At 63.9% G+C, this 24,027-nt stretch carries 16 protein-coding genes; all 16 read left to right on the plus strand.

Annotated features, from left to right (window positions below; genetic code table 11):
• The first annotated feature begins 352 nt into the window (after positions 1 to 352).
• The 16 genes from FAZ11_RS13245 to pelG all read left to right on the plus strand — a co-directional run bounded on the left by FAZ11_RS13245 (position 353) and on the right by pelG (position 23,996).
• Positions 353 to 1,762 carry an undecaprenyl-phosphate glucose phosphotransferase gene (locus tag FAZ11_RS13245; RefSeq protein WP_058760362.1) on the plus strand — a complete coding sequence of 470 codons (1,410 nt, stop codon included), beginning with the start codon at positions 353 to 355 and terminating at the stop codon, positions 1,760 to 1,762.
• A 157-nt stretch (positions 1,763 to 1,919) separates the two neighbouring features.
• Positions 1,920 to 2,357, plus strand: coding sequence for a low molecular weight protein-tyrosine-phosphatase (locus FAZ11_RS13250; RefSeq protein WP_074529110.1), 438 nt, complete (start codon positions 1,920 to 1,922; stop codon positions 2,355 to 2,357).
• A 15-nt stretch (positions 2,358 to 2,372) separates the two neighbouring features.
• Positions 2,373 to 4,589: a polysaccharide biosynthesis tyrosine autokinase gene (locus FAZ11_RS13255; RefSeq protein WP_058760364.1), complete on the plus strand. Its 2,217-nt coding sequence runs from the start codon at positions 2,373 to 2,375 to the stop codon at positions 4,587 to 4,589.
• A 204-nt stretch (positions 4,590 to 4,793) separates the two neighbouring features.
• Positions 4,794 to 5,669, plus strand: coding sequence for a glycosyltransferase family 2 protein (locus FAZ11_RS13260; protein ID WP_058766029.1), 876 nt, complete (start codon positions 4,794 to 4,796; stop codon positions 5,667 to 5,669).
• Positions 5,662 to 6,402, plus strand: a complete 741-nt coding sequence (locus FAZ11_RS13265; RefSeq protein ID WP_058760366.1) for a WecB/TagA/CpsF family glycosyltransferase — start codon at positions 5,662 to 5,664, stop codon at positions 6,400 to 6,402. The genes FAZ11_RS13260 and FAZ11_RS13265 overlap by 8 nt, the downstream gene beginning before the upstream one ends.
• 84 nt (positions 6,403 to 6,486) lie before the next feature.
• Complete coding sequence (locus tag FAZ11_RS13270) at positions 6,487 to 7,764, plus strand: hypothetical protein (RefSeq protein ID WP_058760367.1); 1,278 nt, start codon at positions 6,487 to 6,489, stop codon at positions 7,762 to 7,764.
• A gap of 70 nt (positions 7,765 to 7,834) precedes the next feature.
• Complete coding sequence (locus FAZ11_RS13275; protein WP_240043586.1) at positions 7,835 to 9,100, plus strand: flippase; 1,266 nt, start codon at positions 7,835 to 7,837, stop codon at positions 9,098 to 9,100.
• 28 nt (positions 9,101 to 9,128) lie between these two features.
• The gene (locus FAZ11_RS13280; RefSeq protein ID WP_058772295.1) at positions 9,129 to 10,163 is read left to right on the plus strand and encodes a glycoside hydrolase family 5 protein; all 1,035 of its coding nucleotides are present in this window, start codon (positions 9,129 to 9,131) and stop codon (positions 10,161 to 10,163) included.
• 286 nt (positions 10,164 to 10,449) lie between these two features.
• On the plus strand, positions 10,450 to 11,562 hold the full coding sequence (locus FAZ11_RS13285) for a polysaccharide biosynthesis/export family protein (protein WP_058760370.1): 1,113 nt from the start codon (positions 10,450 to 10,452) through the stop codon (positions 11,560 to 11,562).
• Between the two features lie 363 nt (positions 11,563 to 11,925).
• Positions 11,926 to 14,649 carry a bifunctional glycoside hydrolase/polysaccharide deacetylase family protein gene (locus tag FAZ11_RS13290; RefSeq protein ID WP_058772296.1) on the plus strand — a complete coding sequence of 908 codons (2,724 nt, stop codon included), beginning with the start codon at positions 11,926 to 11,928 and terminating at the stop codon, positions 14,647 to 14,649.
• Positions 14,630 to 18,226, plus strand: a complete 3,597-nt coding sequence (locus tag FAZ11_RS13295) for a tetratricopeptide repeat protein (RefSeq protein WP_137279288.1) — start codon at positions 14,630 to 14,632, stop codon at positions 18,224 to 18,226. The genes FAZ11_RS13290 and FAZ11_RS13295 overlap by 20 nt, the downstream gene beginning before the upstream one ends.
• Positions 18,227 to 18,248: 22 nt before the next feature.
• Positions 18,249 to 18,764 (plus strand): hypothetical protein, encoded by a 516-nt coding sequence (locus FAZ11_RS13300; RefSeq protein WP_058772298.1) that lies wholly within the window; start codon positions 18,249 to 18,251, stop codon positions 18,762 to 18,764.
• Positions 18,764 to 20,137, plus strand: a complete 1,374-nt coding sequence (locus FAZ11_RS13305) for a PelD GGDEF domain-containing protein (protein WP_058772299.1) — start codon at positions 18,764 to 18,766, stop codon at positions 20,135 to 20,137. Before FAZ11_RS13300 ends, FAZ11_RS13305 begins: the two co-directional genes overlap by 1 nt.
• A complete protein-coding gene (locus FAZ11_RS13310; protein ID WP_058772300.1) occupies positions 20,115 to 21,104 on the plus strand; it encodes a tetratricopeptide repeat protein in 990 nt (329 codons plus the stop codon). Before FAZ11_RS13305 ends, FAZ11_RS13310 begins: the two co-directional genes overlap by 23 nt.
• Complete coding sequence (pelF, locus tag FAZ11_RS13315; protein ID WP_058760376.1) at positions 21,101 to 22,624, plus strand: GT4 family glycosyltransferase PelF; 1,524 nt, start codon at positions 21,101 to 21,103, stop codon at positions 22,622 to 22,624. The genes FAZ11_RS13310 and pelF overlap by 4 nt, the downstream gene beginning before the upstream one ends.
• 1 nt (position 22,625) lies before the next feature.
• On the plus strand, positions 22,626 to 23,996 hold the full coding sequence (gene pelG, locus FAZ11_RS13320; RefSeq protein WP_058760377.1) for an exopolysaccharide Pel transporter PelG: 1,371 nt from the start codon (positions 22,626 to 22,628) through the stop codon (positions 23,994 to 23,996).
• The last annotated feature ends 31 nt before the right edge of the window (positions 23,997 to 24,027 follow it).

The following is a 24,027-nucleotide window of genomic DNA, read 5'->3' on the forward strand; positions in this document are numbered from 1 at the left end:
CGAGTGCTCGCGCTGCCCGGATTTGCCGTTCGTCCCGTCAAAACGCCGCAGAAGTGTGCCTCTCGTCCGCTCGCAGTGTGACGCAGTCTGCTCTTCTCGCCCGCTTCTCCCCTCCCGCAGTTCGTCTGGCGTGCTATTTGCCCTGATTTGGGCTGGCTCGACAGCACTTTCCCGCCTTCTCTACCGTGTGAACCTCTCAATCGGTGCCGAGTCCTAACGACGCTACAGCCATCATGGCACTTGGCAATCGGCGGCCAACCGTCACCCCAAGCGCCATAGTGAACATTCAAACGCTGGTAGCAGCTTGCCCAGTTGAAAGTTCGTGCATCGGTATAGGCACAAGGATGGAACCATGAATTTGAAAGAACGCGGCATTTTGCATACGAACTCCTCGGCAATATCGCTCGCGCACCGCTTGCTCGACTTGGCCGTAATCACCCTGAGCGCCTACGTGGCCGGTACCTGGGCGTCCGAACATGGTATGCGCCCCGAGCATTGGGTCATCATCTTCCTGTCCTTGCTGATCTTTCATTTCCTCACAGAACTGAACCACGTCTATGGCTCCTGGCGTGGCGAGCGAGTGACCGATGAACTGCTCAAGATCGCGACCTATTGGGTGCTGACGTTCGCCACGGTGTTCATGGTCGACTACTTCTTCTTCGACCAATCCTATCTCTCGCCCGGCGTGATGCAGACCTGGCTCGGCCTCACCCTGGGCACCCTGTGCGGCTATCGCGTCCTGCTGCGTTCGCTCATGCATTCGCTGCGCAAAGCCGGCATCAATACCCGCAACGTGGCCATCGCCGGTAACGGCATGGTGGCCCAGCGCCTGGCGCACACCATCAGCAAGGCGCCCTGGATGGGCCTGCATATCGCCGGCTTCTACAGCGATAACCAGGACACCGGCGAAGAAGGCGTGCCCAGCCCCGCCCTGAACGGCGATCTCGATCGCCTGATGCAGGACGTCCGCTCCGGTCGGGTCGACAAGGTGTACATCACCCTGGGCATGGCCGATCAGAACAAGATCAACTGGTTGGTGCAGGAGTTGAGCGATACCACCGCCTCCGTCTACATCATCCCGGACATCTTCATGTTCCACCTGCTGCACGCCCGCAGCGAAAGCCTGGATGGCCTGCCCAGCATCAGCATCTTCGATACCCCGATGGATGGCGCCAGCCATATCGTCAAGCGCATCGAGGACATCGTGCTGGCCACCATCATCCTGGCCATGATTTCCCTGCCCATGCTGGCCATCGCCATCGGCATCAAGATCACCTCGCCTGGCCCGATCTTCTTCAAGCAGAAGCGCTATGGCATGGACGGCAAGCCGATCGAGGTGTGGAAATTCCGCAGCATGAAGGTCATGGAAAACGGGGCCAAGGTCACGCAGGCGACCAAGAATGACTCCCGGATCACCCCGTTCGGTGCGTTTTTACGACGTACTTCTCTCGATGAATTGCCTCAATTCATTAATGTACTCCGCGGCGAGATGTCCATCGTCGGTCCCCGCCCCCACGCCGTCGCTCACAACGAGCAATACCGCAAGCTGGTGCAGGGCTACATGCTCCGCCACAAGATGAAACCCGGCATTACCGGCTGGGCTCAGGTAAATGGCTGGCGCGGCGAGACCGATACGCTGGACAAGATGCAGAAGCGGGTCGAGTTCGATCTGGACTATATCCACCACTGGTCTTTCTGGTGGGACGTCAAGATCATCTTCCTTACGCTGTTCAAAGGCTTCATCAATAAGAACGCATACTGAGATCGACGGGGTTTAACTGCCCCTCCCTCAGGACGACGATCTGGAGCCGAGACTCCTGAATTTAATGACACCGGCAGGAAGCGATCCTGAGGACCAGGTATTGCTTGAACATCTGCCGTCAATACCTGTTGTCCGGGCAACAGGAAGGTTTTGAAGAATGATCAAGTCGATATTGGTTGTATGCGAAGGGAACATATGCCGCAGCCCAGTCGCGGAAGCACTACTGGCCAAGGCACTGGAAGGTCGTGACGTCGAGGTCGGCTCCGCCGGCATCCGTGCGCTCGTCGGCCATGGCATCGAGAAGACCGCTCAGGAGGTATTGCGCGAGAACGGCATTGATTTCACTACCCACAAAGCTCGCCAAGCGGATGCAGAGATGCTGCGCAAGGCAGATTTGATTTTGACCATGGAAGAGTTTCACTCACGCTCCGTCGAAAGTATTGCTCCTGAAGTCAGGGGTAAGGTTTTTCTGATCGGGAAATGGTTGAGCAATCAAGAAGTACCAGACCCTTATCGCCTTTCTAAAGAGATGTTCCAAAATGTACACATACTTTTGACGCGCTGTGTAAACAGTTGGCTTCCATACATCAAATAGGGAAGAAGGAATTTCATGACCACGATGCCTCGCTTTACTCCCGAACTTAAGAACGAGTCGGACATCAACTTCTCCGCACTCTTCGGCATGCTCATCGATTACAAATGGCAACTGCTGTCGGTAATCGGTATTTTCGCTGCGCTCGGTATCGGCTATGCCGTCCTGGCGACACCGATGTATTCGTCGAACGCCATGATCCAGATCGAAATGGAAAAGAAGGGCGTGACCCGCCTGACCGACCAGACCTCTGGCATGCCGCCGCCCATGCCCGAAGCGGTGACCGAGATCGAGCTGCTCAAGTCGCGCTCGGTGATCGGCAAGGCGATCGAAAACCTCAAGCTGGATATCGTCGTCAAGCCGCGCTACTTCCCGATCTTCGGCAACTTCGTCGCCCGTCGCTTCCAGCCGCAGAACGACACCGACGTCGCCTCTCCCCTGCTGGGCCTGAACAGCTTTGCCTGGGGTGGCGAGAAGCTGGTCATCGACCAGCTGGAAGTGCCTGACAGCAACCTCGACAAGCCAATGAAGCTGAAGGTCGAGGACAACCAGAACTTCACCGTCTTCAACAACGATGACGAAGTGGTGCTGCACGGCAGCCTCGGCCAGCCGGTGAGCAACGCCGGGTACCAGATCCAGGTATCGACCCTGCAGGCTCGCCCGGGTACCGAATTCACCATCATGAAGCAGCGCTTCTCCAAGACCATCCAGGAATACCAGGGTCGTCTGGTGGCCGGTGAGCGCGGCAAGATGTCGGGCATCATCGGCATCGGCATCCAGGATTCCGATCCGCTGCGTGCCCAGGCCATCGTGCAGGAAGTGGCGGACATCTATGTTCAGCAGAACATCGACCGCAACGCCGCCGAATCCACCCAGAGCCTGGAATTCCTGCGCGCGCAGATCCCGGTGGTGAAATCCGATCTGGAAAAGGCCCAGTCCGCGCTGAACTACTATCAGACCAACAAGAAGTCGGTCGATATCGACAGCGAGACCAAGGGCGTGCTGGAACAGTCCGTGGCCCTGGACAACCAGATCTCCGAGCTGAACCTCAAGCGTACCGAGATGGATCGCAAGTTCACCCGTCAGCACCCGGCCTACCAGGCGCTGATGAGCCAGCTGGGCCAGCTGCAGGCTGAACGCGCCAAGCTGCAGAAGCGCGTCGAAGTCCTGCCGGAAACCCAACAGGAACTGCTGCGCCTGAACCGCGACATCGAAGTGACCAGCCAGACCTATGCGCTGATGCTGAACAAGGCGCAGGAGCTGGAAGTCATTCGCGCCGGTACCGTGGGTAGCGTGCGCATCATCGACAACGCCAACGCCAACGTCGATGACCCGTCCGCCCCCAACAAGCCGCTGATCATCGCCGTCGCCATCATCCTGGGCGGCATCGTCGGCCTGGCCATCGTCTATACCCGCCATACCCTGCGTCGCGGCGTCGAAACCCCTGAGGCCATCGAGCAGATCGGTCTGCCGGTCTATGCCTCGATCCCCTTCAGCAAGAACCAGGCGGATGCCGCCAAGGGGCTGGGCACCAAGAAGCCGGGCGAGTCCTCGCTGACCGCTCTCACCCATCCCACCGACCTGAGCACCGAAGCGCTGCGCAGCCTGCGTACCAGTCTGCACTTCGCGATGATCGAGGCGAAGAACAACATCCTGATGATCTCCGGTCCGAGCCCGGGCGTCGGTAAGTCCTTCGTGTCCTCGAACCTGGCGGCGGTGATCGCCGAATCCGGCCAGCGCGTGCTGCTGATCGACGGCGACATGCGCAAGGGCTACCTGCACAAGCTGATGAACACCAAGCAGCAGGATGGTCTGTCCGACCTGCTGAGCGGTCGCATCGCGCTGAACGACGCCATCAAGAAGACCGAAGTCGGCAGCCTGGATTTCGTCTCCTGCGGTCAGTTCCCGCCGAATCCGTCGGAACTGCTCATGAGCCTGAGATTCACCACCGTGCTGAAGAAGTTCAGCGAGCTGTACGACATCGTGATCATCGATACCCCGCCGATCCTGGCGGTGACCGAGGCCGGCATCATCGGCAGCCATGCCGGTACCAGCCTGATCGTCGCCCGCTTTGGCGTGAACAGTGTCAAGGAGCTGGAAGCGACCAAGCGCCGCTTCGATCTCAACGGCATTCCGCTCAAGGGCGTGATCTTCAACGCCGTGGAACGCAAGGCCAGCAACTACGGCTCCTACGGCAACTACCACTACTCCTACGAGCAGGGTAGCAAGAGCTGAGGAAACATCCTGGTTGGGCGGCCGGCGGGCCGTCCAACCCGTCCCTTCAGGGATCGCGGCAGTATTCGTACAGACGTATCGAACGACAAGAAACTACCTCACACAGCGATTTCGAAGGGCTCGACCTAGAGCCCGGCCACGCTTGGCAGCCTTGGATCTCGACGCTGTACCGGATTGATGATTCTGAAGAATAGGAACATGCCAATGAACGTAGTCATGGTGCTCAACTACAAGGCTCCCAACGAAACCATCAGTTGCGTGGAGAGCATCCTCAAGCACTGCCCTTCCATCGATCATGCGGTGGTGGTGGACAACGACTCCCAAGACGGCTCCAGCGAGGTCCTGCAGCGCTGGCAGGCTGACAACGGCCTGCGCCAGGTCACCGTCCTCGCCAGTCCGCGTAACGATGGCTATGCCGGCGGCAACAACTACGGCATGCGCTGGGCGCTGGACAACCTGCCGGTGCAGCATTTCTGGGTCGTGAACAACGATGCCTACGTCAAGGACGATGCCTTCGCCCCGTTGCTGGCCGAGCTGCAGCGCGCGCCCAAGACCATCGTCGGCTCGGTGATCCTGAGCTCCCAGACCGGTCGGCTGGAGTGCTATGGCGGCGGCATCCTCTATCCGCTGCTGGGCAAGTCCAAGCTGCTCGGCAAGGACATCGACGTCGCCGACATCGCCAAGCTGGAACGCGAGCCGGACTACATCATGGGCTGCAGCATGGCGTTCTGCGCCAGCCTGCTCACCGACATCGGCTTCATGGACGAGGCCTACTTCATGTACTCGGAAGAGGTGGACTGGCAACACCAGGCCAAGCGCAAGGGCGTGGCACTCAAGGTGTCCCGTCAGAGCCACCTCTACCACTACGGCTCCATGAGTTCGGGTGGTCGCAGCGCCTTCTATCACTACTTCCGCAACCGTGCGGCGACCCGCTTCAACCGCAAATTCCATGGGACCCCTTATGCCCTGGTGTCCGCGGTGCTGCTGTCGGGTATCACCGTGCTCAAGGAATTCAAGAATCCAAAGCTGGCCTGGTCCGGCGTCAAGGGAGCCTTCAAGGGAGCGACGATGCATGTCTAACCTACGCACCCAAGCCTTCGGCATCGACTTCTTCACCGGTACCAAGGCCGAGTTGTTGAATGCGCTCGACCAGGACATCCATCGGCCGTACAGCTACATCGTCACGCCGAACATCGACCATGTGGTGCAGTTGCAGAGCAACGCCGACATGCGCGAGTCCTACCAGCGCGCGGGCAAGCGCATCTGCGATAGCCGGATCCTGCTGCCCATCCTCAAGTCGCTGGGCGTCGCCGTGCCCGAGGTCATCACCGGCAGCGATCTCACCCTGAGTGTCCTGCGCAAGGCCAACGACGAGCGCCTGTCCGTCGTCCTGATCGGCTCCAGCGAGAATGACGTGGGCAAGCTGCGGCGGATGTATCCGCACATGCAGCTGGCGCACTACAACCCGCCGATGGGCTTCATCAACGATCCGCTGGAAACGCAGAAATGCGTGGACTTCGTGATGCAGAACCCTTCCGAGTTCATCCTCTACGCCGTGGGTGCTCCGCGACAGGAAAAGCTGGCGCGGCAGATCGACAGCAGCCAGCGCACCGGCGTCGGTCTGTGCATCGGCGCCTCCATCCTGTTCGCCGTCGGCACGGTCAAGCGCGCTCCGCGCTGGATGCAGAAGGCCAAGCTGGAGTGGTTGCACCGGATGTGTTCGGAACCCAAGCGCCTGGCCAAGCGTTACGTGCACGATGCCCTGAGCATCCTGCCCATCTACCTCAAGGAACGCAGCAGTCGCCGTACCTGAGGCGTTGCCGCGCAACGCCTTGGGCAACAAGGAAGATGACCACCGGGCGCCTGGCCCGGTGATCCCGTCTGGATGGGTAGGTCTATGAGCATTCTCCGTAAAAGTACCGTTTCCTTCGTTCTGTTGATCCCGTTGTTGATCCTGCACCTGGACGTGTTCGGCGAAAGCCCGCACAACCCGGTCGGCATCCTCTATCTGAACGAGCTGTACCTGGCCATCTGCATGGCCTTCACCTTTTTCTACCTGCTGACCAGCATTGGCACCCAGCAGCGCGAATTCAAGATCCTGATGACCTACGCCGTCTATTCATCGGTCGTGTTCATCGGGCTGCCGGCGATCTTTTCCTTCCTCTTCTACGGTCAGCCGCTGATCTACGGCCTGATCGAGGAACGCCGGATCCTGTTCAGCTTCGGCTTCGCCACCCTGATGTTCCTGGGGCGCAACATGAGCGCCTCCCAGTTCGAGAAGGCGCTGCTGATCACCGCCCTGCTGGCGGCGGTCATGGCCTGGATGTTCAAGTTCGGCGTACTGCCCGACCTGCGCGACAAGCAGTCCTCCTTCGACCGCCCGGACCGTTCGTCCATCGGTGCGCCGGCGCTGTGCCTGGCCTACTTCTACTGCATCCAGACCTGGAACAAGGGCATCTCGCCGATCGATGGCTCGGCGCGCAGCAAGACCATCCATATCGTGCTGGCCATGTTCTTCCTGCTGACCCTGGTGTTCGGTACCCAGACCCGCCAGCTGATCGTGCTGGCGCTGTGCTTCACCGTGTTCTGCCTGAAGAGCAAGTCGATCGTCTGGATCTGCGTGGCCGGGCTGTTGGTGTCGCCATTCTTCATCTTCCCCGACCTGATGAAGGTGCTGGGACTGAATCTGGACTTCTACGCCCAATCGGTGCAGGACGGCCCCACCGACGGAGTGCGCGAGCAGACCCTCGGCTACATCTTCTCCCACCTCAGCCAGAATCACTGGCTGCCCAGCGGCTCGCTGTCGCTGATGTGGAACAACGGCTTCATCCCCTATTTCGGCGAGTACTTCTTCCTCTCCGACGTGGGCGTGTTCGGCACCCTGTTCCGCTTCGGCTTCCTGGCCTTCATCATCATCCCGGTCTCGCTGTTCCTCTACTACCGCTGGGCGAAGATGCTGCATCCCGATACCGGCTTCGTGGTCACGGCGGTGCTGGCGCAACTGGTGATCTGGCCGCTGGCCGGCTTCTTCGAATACATCCAGGCCACCATCTGCTACCTGATGGTCATCCAAGCCCTGCGCGCCCTGCATGACTATCGCGCTGCGCCCGCCCAGGAAACCTACGTCAGCAGACCTTACCCGCGTTCGAGCAGCCCGCTGCCGCGCCCGGCCTGATCCCTCGCGCGGCCCGGCGATCATCCCCGCGATGATCGCTGGGTGGCCCTACGGAGTTTTCACCCTAAAGATGTCGATGATCAAAAACAGCACCTGGAACATCCTGGGTGTCGTCATCCCCAGTGCCATCGCGCTACCCACCATGGGTGTGCTGTCGCGGCTGCTCGGCATCGAGCAGTTCGGCCTCTTCACCCTGGCCTTCGCCATCGTCGGTTACGCGACGCTGTTCGATGCCGGCCTGTCGCGCGCGGTGATCCGTGCCGTCGCCATGAACCATGGCGACAAGGCACTCAATCGCCTGGTCATGGGCACGGCCACCGGCGCCGTGATCGGCCTGAGCCTGCTGGCCACCCTGCTGCTCTGGTTCGGCGCGGGCAAGGTGGTGAGCCTGCTGCACGTCTCACCCGAGCATTTCGACAACGCCGTGGCCGGCTTTCGCTGGCTGAGCCTGTGCGTGCCGCCCTTCCTGCTGGCGACGGTATGGTTCGCCTACCTGGAAGGCAACGAGCGCTTCGGTGAATTCAACGTCCTGCGAACCTGCTCCAACAGCCTGCTCGCCATCGCGCCGCTGATCGCGGTGCTGATCGAGCCCAGCTTCTCCGCCACGGTGATCGGCCTGGTAGTGGCCCGGGTCGTGTCGATGGCGCTGGCCTACTGGCCGCTGTACAAGGACTTCCCCGAGGGCATCCGGACCTTCAAGGTCCTGGTGTTCAAGGAGCTGCTGAAATTCGGCAGCTGGATGACGGTGAGCAACATCATCAGTCCGCTGATGGTGTATTTCGACCGCTTCGTGCTGTCGCACATGGTCGGTGCCGGACGGGTGTCCTTCTATACCGCCCCCGCCGAAGCCGTGTCGCGGATGCTGATCATCCCCAATGCCGTGGCCCGGGTGGTCTTCCCGCTGCTGAGCAAGAGCGGCGAAGACGCTGCCCGCCAGGCCAACAAGGCCTTCTGGGGCCTGCTGCTCATCAGCCTGGCGATGGTGTTGCCGATCCTTATCCTCGCGCCCTGGATCATGACCGTGTGGATGGGTCCCGAATACGGCGGTGAGGCGGCGCAGATCCTGCGCATCCTGGTCGTCGGCTTCATCTTCAACGCCCTGGCGCAGATTCCCTTCGCCAAGATCCAGGCCCGCGGCCATTCGCGTACCACGGCGATGATCCACCTGGCCGAACTGCTGCCCTACCTGGGCCTGCTGGTGGTCTGCATCCAGCACTTCTCCATCCTGGGCGCCGCCATCGCCTGGACGATCCGGGTGACCGTGGACTACCTGGCCTTGGAGTACTTCGCCCGGCGCACGCCGCCGCTGCCAACCCCCGTTTACCAGAGCCCTTGAACAGATAGAGGTGCTGTCCGTGTCCCGAGTGAAACGTCGTATCGGTCGTAGCCTGCTGGCTACCGCATTACTTTCCGCGGCGCTTTATGGAAATGTCCAGGCAGCGCCGGCGGCCGCCAAGGTGGACCTCATCGGCATCAACATGTCCGCTGCCGGTTTCGCCGGCCAGGTGCTGCCGGGCGTGGAAGGCACCAACTACTTCTATCCCACCGAGGATTATTTCCGCCGCTACAGCGCCAAGGGTATCCGGTTCATCCGCTTCCCCTTCCTCTGGGAACGCGTGCAACCGCAACTCGGCGGCGAGCTGGACCAGGCGCAGGTCGCCCTGCTCAAACGCACCCTCGACTTCGCCGACCAGTACGGGATGCGCGTGATCCTGGACATGCATAACTACGCGCGCTATCGCGGCCAGCTGATCGGCTCCTACCAGGTGCCCTATACCCGCTACGCCGATGCCTGGAAGCGCCTGGCGACGACGTTCAAGGACCATCCGGCGCTGTACGGCTACGACATCATGAACGAGCCCCATGATACCCAGGGCCTCTGGCCCAAGGCCGCGCAGACGGCGGTGGACAGCATCCGCACCGTCGACATGCAGACCCCGATCTTCATCGAAGGCGACAGCTGGGCCAGCGCCCACCGCTGGCCGCAGGTGAACGGCAATCTGCTGATCAAGGATCCGGCGGACAACCTGATCTACGAGGCGCACATCTACTTCGATGCGGATTCCACCGGCAACTACGCGACCGGCCTGAGGGGCGCCCACCCCATGATCGGCGTGGAACGCACGCGCCCCTTCATCGACTGGCTGAAGCAGCACAATTTGCGCGGTTTCATTGGCGAATATGGGATACCTGCACAGCCGCAGTGGCTGGAAGCCATGGACAATCTGCTCAGCTACCTGGGCGAGCAGTGCGTGCCGAGCGCCTATTGGTCGGCAGGCCCGGGCTGGGGTGATTACCCCCTGTCCCTCGAACCCAAGGGTGGCCTGGAAAAACCCCAGATCGCCTTGCTGGAAAAACACCTGAAGAAAGCTGACTGCGAAGTCATCGGACCTCGTTAGTGGAATTACGACAGATTTCGAACGGCATCACCTTTTTGCGGCGTGGACGTCCTGAACTCGATGGCTAAGGGCCAGTCTCAGACCAGCAGACTTCAGTGCTCGTACAACCTCCCGAGGGAGGCTTCGAGTTCACCCGTACACAAGACATGCTCGCCGCATGGAACCCGGTCCGCTACCAAGGGCCGCCACGTCTTGCGAAGGAACACCATGAACAACCGGCTCGTCGCATCTGCCTTGCGTTTTACCCCTCTCGCTCTCACTCCATCAGCAATCAAGGACGAATGACATGAAAACCAAATTTACCGCTCTGGCTTTGCTGTCTGGCATCGTCCTGCAGGGTTGTGCCTATTCCCCCGGTCAGTACCTGGACCAGGACGATCTCAAGAACGATCCGAGCATCCAGGGCACCAAGGTCCAGCTGATCCCCATCACCAGCTCGCTGCTGATGAGCCAGGACTCCGCCGCCCTGTCCAAGGCTCCCGACCTCAAGCCCCTGCTGGACTACAAGCCGCAGGCTTACCGCGTCGGTGCGAGCGACCTGCTCTACATCACCGTCTGGGATCACCCCGAGCTGACCGCCCCCTCCGGCGCCCAGCAGCAACTGGAAGCCAACGGTCGTCTGGTGCGCCCGGACGGCACCCTGTTCTACCCCTACGTAGGCACCGTCAAGGCCGCCGGCAAGACCCTCGAAGAGATTCGCTCCGACATCTCCCGCCGCCTGGCCACCTTCATCGACAATCCCCAGGTCGACGTGAGCGTGCTCAAGTTCGGTAGCCAGAAGGTCACTATTTCCGGCGCCGTGAACAAGGGCGACGCCATCCCGCTGACCACCAAGCCCATCACCCTGGTGGAAGCCCTGGGCCAGGTCGGCGTGGCCAACACCGGCGGTGCCGACCTGACCGGCGTGACCCTGGTCCGTGACGGCAAGGAATACCGCCTGGATACCGACAGCCTGAACCGCAAGGATTCCAAGCTGTACGGCATCTACCTGAAGGACGGCGACAGCATCCACCTGCCCTACAACGATGCGCGCAAGGTCTATGTGGTCGGTGAAGTCCGTGCCCCGGCAGCGGTCAGCTACAAGATCACCAACCTGAACCTGATGGAAGCCCTGAGCCAGGCCGGTGGCATCCAGCAGGAAACCGCCAACGCCGATGCCGTCTACGTCATCCGCGGTCCGGAAGATCTGAAGGCCCCGGGTGCCACCGCCCAGGTCTTCCACCTGGCCGCCAAGAACCCCACCGCCTATGTGCTGGCGCAGAACTTCCATCTGCAGCCGCAAGACGTGGTCTTCGTCGGCCCGGCCGGTATCACCCGCTGGAACCGCTTCGTCAGCCAGCTGCTGGGCTCGACCAACATCCTCTCCACCAGCGCCAACCTGAACAGCAGCTTCAAGTAACGGCACTGCCTCGCCGTCATGCCGGTGACGACCGCGCATGACGGCAATTACTCTTACTTTTTGCTCATCCCGCCTAATTCTCCCGCCTCACCAGACCGCGCCCTGCAAGGACTGAAAGCAGCTAGCTAGACGGCTTCGCTTAAAAAAAGCTCTTAGCCCAATAACTATTGGTCTTGTTATTACTGCCGCTCGGCTTGGAACTGTCAGTTTTTCATCACGTTCTTGCGTAACCTAGCTAACCTGTTGAGGGAGTCAGACACGCGTTAAGGACTGGGTGTGGCGTCAGGTAAGGCAACAAGAGCAATCTCCACCTCAGGCTGGTGGCGCAAGCTGACTGTCTGGCTAGTTGGCTATTTTTCCTTGATGGGAACGGCCTTGGCCGCGCCTGCCAGCGTGGCCTTCTGGTATGCGGAAAAACCGCCGATCCCCGAACTTTCCCAGTTCGACTGGGTGGTCCTCGAACCTGGCCATGCCAGCGCCGCCGATGTCCACAGTCTGCGCCAGGCCGGGGCCGAACCCTTCGCCTATCTCTCCATCGGCGAGTTCGCCGGCGATGCCGCGGCGCTGAAGCAGGCTGGCCTCAGTGCTGCGGCCAGCCCCGTCGCCAACAAGGCCTGGGGCAGCCAGGTCATGGACCTGGCCTCGCCAGTCTGGCGCCGGCACCTGCTCGAGCGCGCCGCGGAGCTGGCCAAGGCCGGCTACACCGGTTTGTTCCTGGACACCCTGGACAGCTTTCAACTGGTGGCCAAAGACCAGCAGGAAACCCAGCGCCTGGCGCTGAAGAGCCTGCTCGCCGAACTGCATCGCAGCCAGCCGTCACTCAAGCTGTTCTTCAACCGCGGCTTCGAAGTGCAACCGGAGCTGCCAGGGGTCGCGGCGGCCATGGCGGTCGAGTCGATCTATGCCGGCTGGGATGCCGGCAAGAAGAGCTACCGCCCCGTCAGCGAGCAGGATCGGGAGTGGCTCAAACCCCGCATCGAGGCCGCCCGCAGCGCCGGTATCCCGGTGATCGCCATCGAGTACCTGCCGCCGGCGCGACGCGAAGAAGCCAAGCGATTGGTCAAGCGGCTGCGCGAAGAAGGCTACGTCCCCTACATCACCACCCCCGACCTCAATACCCTGGGCATCAGCTCGGTGGAGTTGCAGCCGCGGCGGCTGGCGCTGCTCTACGACGGTCGTGAAGGCGCCCTGCGGCAATCGGCGGTGCATCGCTTCCTGGGTAGCGTGCTCGAATACCAGGGCTATCGCCTGGACTACTTCGATGCCGCCAAGCCCTTGCCCGAGGCCTGGCCCAGTGCGCTCTATGCCGGTGTGGTGGTCTGGATGACCAGCGGACCGCCGCCCAACGCCCGCAGTTTCAATGACTGGCTCGGCCAACGCCTGGACGAAAAAACGCCGCTGCTGATCCTGGGTGGCCTGCCACTGGATAACGACGCCCTGCTCAAGCGCCTGGGTCTTGGTATCAGCCGCAAACCACTGCCGGACAATCTGACGCTCAAGGTGCTCGATCCGGCCCTGGCGGGCAGCTTCGAGGCGCCGGCCAAGCTACGCACCCGCGGCCTGCCCGGCGTGCAGGTCCTGCCAGGCGGTCCGACGCCGGTGGTGTCCCTCGCCGGCCCAAGCGAGAGCTATACCCCCGTCGGGGTGGCCAGTTGGGGCGGCTTCGCCTTCAGCCCCTACCTGATGGAGGACGGTCCCGAAGCCAGTCGCTGGATCGTCGAGCCCTTCGCCTTCACCGCCAAGACGTTACGCCTGCCGCCCCTACCCGTACCCGATCCGACGACCGAAAATGGCCGCCGCATCGCCACGGTGCATATCGATGGCGACGCCTTCGTCTCCAAGGCCGAGGTGCCCGGCGCCCCCTACGCCGGCCAGATGGTGCTGGAACACTTCATCCAGCCCAATCCCTTCCTGACCTCGGTCTCGATCATCGAAGGCGAGGTCGGGCCCAAGGGCCGCTATCCGGAGCTGACCGCGCAACTCGAACCCATCGCCCGCCGGCTGTTCGCCGACCCCAAGGTGGAGGTGGCGACCCACACCTTCAGCCATCCCTTCTTCTGGCAGCCGGCGGTCTCCGAGCAGAGCGAGAACTTCGAAGCCCAATACGGCTACATGATGCAGATCCCCGGCTACGACAAGGTGGACTACACCCGGGAGGTGGTGGGCTCGACGCGCTACATCAACGAACGGCTGACCACTGCGCAGAAACCGGTGAAGCTGATCTTCTGGTCCGGTGATGCCCAGCCGGACGCCGCCACGCTCAAGCTCGCCTATGACAACAACCTGCTGAACGTGAATGGCGGCAACTCGCACATCACCCGTTCGCAGCCTTCGGTGAGCGGTCTCTACCCCTTCATTCGCCCCACGCCCGGTGGGCTGCAGTACTACGCGCCCATCATCAACGAGAACGTCTACACCAATCTCTGGCGCGGCCCCTATTACGGTTTCCGCGACCTGATCTACACCTTCGACCGCACCGAAAACCCCCGGCGGCTGCGCGGTCTGAATCTCTACTATCACTTCTATTCCGCCACCAAGCAGGCCTCGCTGAAGGTGATGGACGAGATCTACCGCAGCATGGCCGCCGAGCGGCCGCTGTCGTTGTGGATGAGCGACTACCTCAAGCGGCTGCATGGTTTCTATACCGCCAGTCTCGCCCGAGCTGACGACGGCAGTTGGTCGATCAAGGCGCTCGACGGCCTGCGGACCCTGCGCCTGGATCCGCGCCTGGGCTGGCCCGACCTGCAGCGCTCCCAGGGCATCGCCGGTGTACGCGACCTGCCGCAGGGCCGCTATGTGCATCTCGCCGACGATCATGTGCGGCTGGTCCTGCGCGACAGCCGCGACGGCTCACCAGCCCTCGAAGAGGCCAACATCCCGCTGCAACGCTGGGAATACCTGTCACCGACGCGGATCCGCTTCGCTTTCGCCGGTCAGTTCCCGCTGGAGATGACCGTGCGGGCGGCCTCGGCTTGCGAGGTCCGGGTCGGTCGCGACCGCTACAAGGGCCAAGCGGGACAGGCGGGACTCTGGACGTTCAAACTTCCGCTAACACGAGTGAGTGACGGTGAGATCGTCTGCGGCTAAGAAAACCCGCCTCCTGAGTGGCTGGACCCTGCTGTGGGTCACGCTCATCGCTGCGCTGGTGATGGTGCTGACCTTTCATGGCAAGAACGTGTTCATGCCCGGCGAAGAACCGGCGGACCAGGTGTCCATCAGCTATGCCCAGGTGCTGCTCAAGGCGACGCCGGAGGACACCGAGCTGCGCATGAAGCTGATCGATCAGCTGATCGCCCTGGGCCGACTCGATGAAGCACGGCACCAACTCGAGCTACTGCCGCAGCCCCTGGCATCGACGCCTTTCTATGCGCTGGAGCTGGACATCCTGCAGGCGGAGGCGCGTCCGCAAGGCCTGGCCGACGCTGATCGCGACCATCTGGCGCGACGGCTGGACGCGCTGGACATGCAGACCCTGAGCGTTCCTCGGTTGCAACGGGTGGCCGAACGTGCCCTGCAACTGGCCGCCCCGGGTATAGCAGCGCGCTATTACGTCGAACTGGCCCGGCGCGATACCCCTCGCCAACAGCAATGGCTGCAACAGGCGGCACGCTGGAGTCTCGCCAGCGGCCAGCAGCAGGAGGCGGCACGTCTCTTCATGCGCCTGGCCGAACTCGCCACGACCGACGCGCAGCGCCAGGCCTATCGGCATCAGGCGTTCGATGCCTGGCTGGCGGCGGGTCAGGGAGCCGAAGCCGCGGCCTTGGTGGAGCAGGAGTTGCCCAGGCTGCAGCCCGACCCCGCAGGTCTGGCCTGGCTGAAGGCCGGCGTCGCCGCGGCCCAGGGTAGTGGGCGCATGGATTTGGCGCAGCGGCTCATCGAGCGCTGGCGGCAATGGGAACCGGACAATCCCGCCCCTCTAGAGGCCGCCTTCCGCCTGGCCCTGGCGAACGGAGATACGCAGACCGCCTGGACGGATGGTCAGCAGTTGCTGGCCCTGCGACCGGACGATGACGAACTGCTGGCGCAAATGGCGCAATTGGGCGAATGGAGCGGCCATGTGGACGAGGCGCTCGACCTCTGGCTGCGCCTGCTCGCCCGCCAAGACGATCCCGCCCGGCGCGACCACGCCTGGAAACTGGCCGCCCGCGCCTTTCGCTTCGACGCGGTAGTGGAACTGCTGGGCGGCACCTCCCAGGCTCGCCAATTGGATAAAACCGAGCTGGACTCGCTGATCTTCGCCTATGAATCCCTTGGCGATCCCGTGGCGGAAGAGCGCTGGCTACGCGGCTATATCAAACGCCAGCCGAAGCAGCGCCTGGCCTGGGAACGCCTGCAACACCTGCTGAGCCGCACTGAACAAGGCGAGGCTTCGGCCGAGTTTTGGGCCGTGTTCAGCAAGAATTTTTCCTTGAGCACCGAGGAATACCTGACCTGGGCCCAGACCCTGCTGCAGATCTTCAAGCCGGAGGAGGCCTGGGCACTGCTCGAACGCATGCCCGCCAAACAGCGGCAAGGCGACGACTACTGGCGGCTGCGAGCGGATCTGGCCTGGGAGCTGGAGCGCGATACCGAGGCCCAGCAGGCGCTCGAACGCCTGGCGGCGAGCAGCAAGGGGCTGACCAGAACCGACGAGGAACGGCTGCTGGAACTCTATCAGCGGACCGCGCCGCAGAAGGCACTCGCCCTGCTGGAAAAGAGCTGGGAGAAAAGCAAGGACCAGAATCGCCTGACCCAGGCCCTGCAATGGGCCGAGCAACTCAAGGACAGCGCGGCCCTGGAGCGGCTGCTGGCCAGCGCCGCCCGCGTGCCCGCTTCCGCCGACAATCCCGCGGTCTGGCTGGCGCGCGCGGGCCTCGACTTCCAGCGCGGCCGCATCAGTCAGGCCGAAGCCGGCTATCGGCAGGCCCTGGAGCGCTTCCCGGACGACGACAGATTCCGCGAACGCCTGCTGTGGCTGCTCATCGACCAGAATCGCCAGGTCGAGCTGGCTACTCTGTTGCGCGACTGGAAAGGCCGCGCCCGTGACAGCGACGTACTCTGGCTGCCCTTCGGTAGTGGCCTGGTGCTGCTGGGTCAAGCCGAGGAAGCCCTCACCTGGTATCGCCGCTATCTCGAGGCCCATCCCCAGGACTGGCTGGTGCAGGCCGCCTATGCCGATGCCCTGGACGCCGCCGGGCACCAGGATGCGGCCCTGCGCCTGCGTAAGGCGGTAACCCCGCATCTGGCTGGCGACGAGGTCGCGGCCACCCCCGAGCGTTACGCCACCTACCTGCGCCTGCTCAGCAGCCTGCGCGGGCCCCAGGCGGCCCTGGCCCAGGCCCGCGCCTGGCAGGATGGCTCGCCGAGCATGCTGCAACTCTGGTTCGACCAGTGGCTGGAGGCCCTCAGCCAGAACAACGATGACGGCCTCAAGGGCGAGTGGCTGGCCTGGGCCAAGAGTCGCGGCCTGAAGATTCGTCAGTACGAGCAATTGCAGGAAGTGCTGCGCCGGCAGAATCGTGGCGAGCTGGAGAAGCTGCTGGCGGCGGGCGACCTGGACCCGGCGCAGCGCGTCGAGGTGCTGCAGCGTCTCGGCCATGCCGGCGACGCCCAGGCGGCGGCCCTGACGGCAGCCGGCGACGAGCCACCGGAGGTCATCCAGCGACAGTTGCTGCGCCAGGCCACCGAGCAGGCCGAACGCACGCCCAACGGGGTACAGGCCGGCTGGGAACGCCGTGACTACGGCGGCCTGGTCGAGCAGGGCACGGAAGTCCGCGCGGCCCGCCGTCTCACCGATGACGTCTATGCCGATGTCCAGCTCAAGCAGGACCGGGTGACGAGCAACGGCCTGCAATCCGATGCCCTGGGCAACGAACACCAGATGCTGCTCAAGGTGCTCAAGAACCTGGCCGACGGCGGTCTGGAGACCACCGTGGATGCCAGCCAGCGCAGCGATAGCCAGCGTGTCGGCCTGGGCGTGGCCCGTACCTGGCGGCTGGACAGCAATACCGAGATCGAGGCGGCCCTGGAATGGCACCGACAGCCGGACGAAAGCGGCTATCTGCGCGCCCTCGGTCGCCGCGACAGCGTCAGTCTGGCGGGTCGTCACAACCTGACCCCGCGTGACCAACTGAGCTGGAAGGCAGCGCACAACCGCTATTCAAGTCGCGATGGCGATGCCCTGGGCAGTGGCTTCGCCTTCAACCTGGAGCTCAGCCACCTGCTCTTCTTCGAAGGCCCTACCTGGCAGGTGCGCAGCGGCGTGACCTACCAGCAGAACAAGGCCCGCAGCAACCTGCCCGACAGCGTGACCCGCTACCTGCAGCCGCTGGTCGGCAGCGGCGAGAACGGCGAGATCACCGCGGCGGACCTGGAAGCGCTGCGCGGGACCCAACTGCTGCAGGATCGCTATGGCCAGCTCTATGTCGGCAGCAGCTGGCGGCGCGGCGTTCCCGGTTCGCTCAACCGCACCCATCCCCAGTACACCTGGCTGGTGGACACCCTGGTCGGCTGGCAGTGGACCGAACGCGAATTCAACTACGGTTTGAATGTCGGCCTGGGCATGGCAGTGCTCGGCGACGACGAACTGGCGTTCACCGCCGGCTACCAGTCCGCCCCCCAGGGCAGCGGCGGTCAGGCCGGCAGCACCCTGGGCATTCAATACAGCAACAGAATCGGTCGCTAGGTCGTTTCAAGGGAGAGAGTTCATGAATATCACGCGTTTGCTCGCCGCCAGTGTCGCCACCCTGCTCCTGGTCGGCTGTTCGAGCTTTACCCGCCCCAGCGGCGAGACCCTGCCCAAGGATGCCCGCTGGGGTCTGGTGCCCCTGGCCAACTATGCCCAGGCGCCCATGGCCGGCGATCGCGCGGCGCAGATCCTGGCCAGCGTGCTCGGCGAGCGCGGCATACACCCCCAGGTCTATGACGACAGCCAGGCCGGCAATCCCGGCGACGACGAAAAAGCCCGCCAGCGCGCGGCCCTGGACTGGGCGCGTCAGCAAAATCTGCAATACGTGCTGACCGGCAGCGTGGACGAATGGCAATACAAGAATGGCCTGGACGGCGAGCCGGCGGTGGGCGTGACCCTGCAGGTGCTGGATCCAGCCAGCGGTAAGGTGCTGTGGAGCAATAGCGGAGCGCGCTCCGGCTGGTCGCGCGAGAGCCTGGCGGCCACCGCGCAGAAGGTCCTGCGCGGCACCTTCGACGAGCTGCGGCTGAACTGATGGCCCTGCAATCCGTCCACAAGGACTTCACCCTGGCGCCCCGCGCCAGCAGCCGCCTGTCCTGGCTGGAGACCCTGCTGGTCACGGCGGCGGCCCTGGGCCTGGGTTTCTGGCTGGTGCCGGAAGACCCCCTGATGGTGGGCCTGGCCTTTCCCTGGGTGGTGTTCGCGCCCATCCTCATGGGGGTGCGCTATGGCTTCCTGCGTGGGCTGGTGAGCGCCAGCCTGCTGGTGGCGACGCTGCTCTATCTGCATCGTCAGGGCTATCCGGCCTATGCGGACATGCCGCCGTCCTTCATCGTCGGCGTGCTGCTCAGCGCCATGCTGGTAGGTGAATTCCGCGATCTCTGGGACCGCCGCCTGGAGCGCCTGGACCTGGCCAACGACTACCGCCAGCTGCGCCTGGACGAATTCACCCGTGCGCATCACCTGCTGCGGATCTCCCACGACCGCCTGGAGCAGCGCGTCGCCGGCAATGACCTGAGCCTGCGCAGTTCGCTGCTGGATCTGCGCCGGCAACTGCGCGAAGTGCCCCGCGAGCAGGATGCCCTGCAAGCCCTGGCTGAGCCCATCGTCGGCTTGCTGACCCAATACGGCTCACTGCGGGTGGCGGGCCTGTACCGGGTGCTGGCGGATGGCAAGGTGGATCGCCGCGCCCTGGCTAGCCAAGGCGAGATGCCCGGCATCGATCCCGACGACCTGCTGGTACGCCTGACCCTGGAGCGCGGCGAGACCCTGAGCATCCGCCAGGCCCTGCTGGAACGCGGCGAGACCCAGCATTCGGCGCTGCAGGCCTGCGTACCCCTGCTGGACACCGAGGAGCGCCTGCTGGCGGTGCTGGCCATCGAGCAGATGCCGTTCTTCTCCTTCAACGAGCGCACCCTCAACCTGCTGACCATCCTCGCCGGCCACATCGCCGACCTGCTGGGCAGCGACCCCCAGGCCCTGACCCTGGCCGACGACGACGCCCAGCAGTTCTCCCAGCACCTCAAGCGCTCGCTGCGCGATGCCCAGCAGCATGCCCTGCCCGCCTGCCTGTTCTGCTTCGAGATGACCGAGGCCGCGGGTGCCGAACGCGCCCTGGCGCTGCTGGAGGGCAGCCGTCGCGGTCTCGACCTGCAACTGCGCCTGACCAATCAGGCCGGTCATGCCTGTCTGCTGGTGCTCTTGCCGCTGACTTCGTCCGATGGCCTGGAAGGCTATCGCCGCCGCCTGCGTCAGCTGCTGGCCGAGCGCCATGGCCAGGACAGCACCCTGGAGAGCCTGGGCGTGCGCAGCCACGAGCACGAGTTGCTGCCCAAGACCCGCGCCCAGGAATTGCGCGTCTTCCTGTTCAACGAGTGTGGCCTGCATGACCAGCAAGTGGCTGTTTAGCGGCGCCTTCGCCTTCATCACCAGCAGTTGGGCGCTGCTGTTCGCCAATTTGCCGATCGCCGTGGCGGCGCTGGCTTTCGCCACCACCCATGCCGCCGGCAGCGCCCTGCTGGCTGGTGGCGTCTGGTTGCTGCTGCCGCGCCGCTATCAGCGCCCCTTGCCCTGGAGTCCGCTGTTTCTCTTCGCCCTGGCCTTCTTCATTCCCCTGGTAGGGGCGGCCGGAGTGATCGCCGCGGTCTTTCCGGCGCTCTACCTGCCACGCAAGAGACGCGAGGTCGCCTGGGAGGCGCGCAGCGTACCCAACCTGCCGTTCCGCCCGCTGGAGCGCCGCGAAGAGATGCTGTTCAGCGATGGCGGCCTGCAGGACGTCTTGCGCCACGCGCCCAGCACCGACAAGCGCCTGACCGCGCTGTTCGCTACCCGCCGCATGCCGGGGCGCGACGCCATCCCCATCCTCAAGCTGGCCCTGCGCGATCCGGCCGACGACGTGCGCCTGCTCGCCTATTCGATGCTCGACCAGCAGGAAAGCCAGATCAACCAGCGTATCGAGACCCAACTCGGCGAGCTGGCCAGTACCCCGGCCGACCGCCAGCCGGCGCTGCACGGCACCCTGGCCCGCGGCTACTGGGAACTGGCCTACCTGGGCCTGGCCCAGGGCAGCGTGCTGCGCCACGTACTCGGTCAGGCCCGCGAGCACATCGAGCTGGCCCTGGCCGGCGAAGAGAATGACGAGCTGCGCATCCTGGCCGGCCGCATCGCCCTGGAACAGGGCGAGCCCGAACGGGCCCTGGAGTTCTTCCAGGCGGCCGAGGCGGCCGGCGTGCCACCGGCCCAGTTGGCGCCCTTCCGCGCCGAGATCGCCTTCCTGCGCCGCGATTACACGATCATCCCGGCGCTGCTCGACAGCCTGCCGGCGGATCTGAAGAGGCGGCCGCCGTTCGCCGCCCTGGTGAAGTACTGGTTATGAAAGACACCCCTGCCGCGACCGTCACGCCCGATGTCTGCCTGCTGCTGGAGGGCACCTGGCCCTATGTGCGCGGCGGGGTATCGAGCTGGGTCAACCAGCTGATCCTCGGCCTGCCCGAGCTGACCTTCTCGGTGTTCTTCATCGGCGGTCAGCGCGAGAACTACGAGAAGCGCCACTACGCCATCCCGCCCAACGTGGTGCATATCGAGGAACACTTCCTCGCCGGCTCCTGGGTGCCCAAGAGCGCGCCCATCAGCCCGCGACGGCAGGCGCCGGTGCAGTTGCTGCGCGACCTGCACGCCTTCCTGCACCACCCCGACGAACCCAGTGCCGCCCAGGGCGACGCCCTGGTGGATGCCTTCGCCCAGGGCAGCGTGACCCTGGACGACTTCATGTACAGCCGCGCCAGCTGGGAGGCCATCACCGAAGGCTACGAGCGCTATTGCACCGATCCCTCCTTCGTCGACTACCTCTGGACCCTGCGCGCCATGCAGGCGCCCTTGCTGATGCTGGCCGAAGCCGCGCGCCGCCTGCCCAGGCCGCGGATGATCCACTCCATCTCCACCGGCTATGCCGGCATGCTCGGCGCCGTCCTGCAACGGCGCTGGGGCTGCAATTTCCTGCTCAGCGAGCACGGCATCTACACCAAGGAACGCAAGATCGACCTGGCCCAGGCCAAGTGGATCGCGGAAGGGCCGGACGAGGCCCTGCGCACCGGCCTGGACGTGGACGTCAGCTACATCCGCCGGCTGTGGATCCGCTTCTTCGAGCGCATCGGCCTGCTCACCTACAAGGCCGCCAACCCGATCATCTCGCTCTACGACGGCAACCGCCGCCGGCAGATCCAGGACGGCGCCGATCCCGCGCGCTGCCGGGTGATCCCCAACGGCATCAGCCTCACCCAGTGGCAAGACGCCCTGGAGCGGCGCCCCGAGGGCGTGCCGCCGGTGGTCGGGCTGCTCGGCCGGGTAGTGCCGATCAAGGACGTCAAGACCTTCATCCGCGCCATGCGCGGGGTGATCAGCGCCATGCCCGAGGCCGAGGCCTGGGTGGTCGGCCCCGAGGACGAAGACGAGGAATACGCCGCCGAATGCCACAGCCTGGTCACCAGCCTGGGCCTGGACGGCAAGGTGAAATTCCTCGGTTTCCAGAAGATCGGCGACATCCTGCCCCAGCTCGGGCTGATGGTGCTGACCTCCATCAGCGAGGCCCAGCCACTGGTGATCCTCGAAGGCTGGGCCGCCGGGGTGCCGGTGGTGAGCAGCGACGTGGGCTCCTGCCGCGAACTCATCGAGGGCTCCACGCCCGAGGATCGCGCCCTGGGCACCGGCGGCAGCGTGGTCGCCATCGCCGATCCCCAGGCCACCGCCCGCGCCATCCTCGCCCTGCTGCGCAACCCTGGCCGCTGGCAGGCCGCGCAGCGCACTGGCCTCGCCCGGGTCAATCGCTACTACACCGAGCCGCTGATGCTGGAACGCTATCGCGAGCTCTACCAAGACGCCATCGGGAGGGTCGTCTGACATGGCCGGCATTGGCTTCGAACTGCGCAAGATCCTCGCCCGCGACTCCTACACCGCCACCCTGCGCGCCTATGTCTACGCCGGCCTGATCAGCTCCGGGCCCTGGGTGCTGTCGATCATCAGCGTCATGCTGATCGGCGTGCTGGCCACCGGCATCGTCACCCCCAGCGTGCTGATCCGGCAGTTCCTGGTCACCGTGACCTACCTCATGGCCAGCTCGCTGATCCTCACCGGCGGCCTGCAGCTGTACTTCACCCGCTTCGTCTCGGACCGGCTGTTCGAGGAGAAGCAGGCCAGCATCCTGCCCAACCTGGTGGGTATCCTGCTCTTGGTCACCCTGGTGGCCGGGGCGCTGGGCCTGGTGCTGCTGGCGACGCTGTTCAGCCAGCCCTTCGCCTATCGCCTGCTGGTGCTGGCCAACTTCGTCACCCTCTGCGACCTCTGGCTGGTGATCATCTTCCTGTCCGGGATGAAGGCCTACAACCGCATCCTGGTGGTCATGGTACTGGGCTACAGCATCATGATCGCCGCGGCCTTCGTGCTGCGCTTCCTCGGCATGAACGGCCTGCTGATGGCCTTGCTGCTGGGCCACGCCGCCCTGCTGTTCATCTTTCTCTACGACATCATCCGCGAGTACCCGGCCGAGCGCCTGGTGGCCTTCGACTTCCTCGACCGCAAGCAGATCTTCCTCAGCCTGCTGGTGACCGGCTTCTTCTACAACCTGGGCATCTGGGTCGACAAATTCATCTTCTGGTTCGACCCCCTGACCTCCGACGCCGTCATCGGCCCGCTGCGCGCCTCCATCCTCTACGACCTGCCGATCTTTCTCGCCTACCTCGCCATCATTCCCGGCATGGCGGTGTTCCTGGTGCGCATCGAGACCGACTTCGCCGAGTGGTACGAGCGGGTGTTCAACGCGGTGCGCGGCGGCCAGACGCTGCAGCACATCGGCCAGCTCAAGGAGCAGATGATCCTGGCCATCCGCCAGGGCCTGCTGGAGATCTGCAAGGTCCAGGGCCTGACCCTGGTGCTGGTGTTCCTCCTGGCGCCGCAACTGCTGGCCTGGCTGGGCATGTCGCACTACTACCTGCCGCTGTTCTACATCGACGTGGTGGGGGTGAGCATCCAGGTGGTGTTCATGGCGTTGCTCAACGTCTTCTTCTACCTGGACCGGCGTGACACGGTGCTGATGCTCTGCTCCCTCTTCCTCGGCCTCAACCTGGCGCTGACCCTGCTGAGCATCGAGCTGGGCCCGAGCTTCTTCGGCTACGGCTTCACCGTCTCCCTGGCCTGCTGCGTGCTGCTCGGCCTGCACCGGCTGGACCGGGTGCTGGACGACCTGGAATACGACACCTTCATGCTCCGCCACTGACGGTAGCCGACACCGGACGAACGGTGTGACC

The organism is Pseudomonas rhizoryzae (genome assembly GCF_005250615.1).
In the GTDB taxonomy this organism is placed as follows: domain Bacteria; phylum Pseudomonadota; class Gammaproteobacteria; order Pseudomonadales; family Pseudomonadaceae; genus Chryseomonas; species Chryseomonas rhizoryzae.